The 253-nt window shown below is 75.5% G+C and carries 1 pseudogene; it reads right to left on the bottom strand.

Annotation, left to right across the window (positions count from 1 at the left end):
* Nucleotides 1-253: pseudogene (locus ACQG3P_RS20840) on the bottom strand (PAS domain S-box protein); the annotation flags it as partial.

Genomic DNA, 253 nt, shown 5'->3' with positions numbered 1-253 from the left:
GACCTGCCGCCCCCCCCCGTGCCGCTCCCGCGCCCTGCCCCCGCCCGAGCGCTCCCCGGCCGGCATGCCCGGGCCCGGGCCCTGCAGCTGGCCGTCGGTACCGCGCAGGCGCACCAGCACTTCGTAATGCAGGAAGCCCGGGTCGCCCACCTGCTCGATGCGCTGGGCGTACAGCAGCCTGCGGTTTGCGGCGATCGCGCTGGACACATGCGCCAGCCGGTCTGCTTCCAGCAGCCGCTCCTCCAGCGCCATC

Origin of the sequence: Stenotrophomonas sp. SrG, from assembly GCF_050031795.1 — a bacterium.
In the GTDB taxonomy this organism is placed as follows: domain Bacteria; phylum Pseudomonadota; class Gammaproteobacteria; order Xanthomonadales; family Xanthomonadaceae; genus Stenotrophomonas; species Stenotrophomonas rhizophila_A.
The sequence above is the reverse complement of the archived record's forward strand: the minus strand, read 5'-3'. Positions and strand labels throughout refer to the sequence as shown.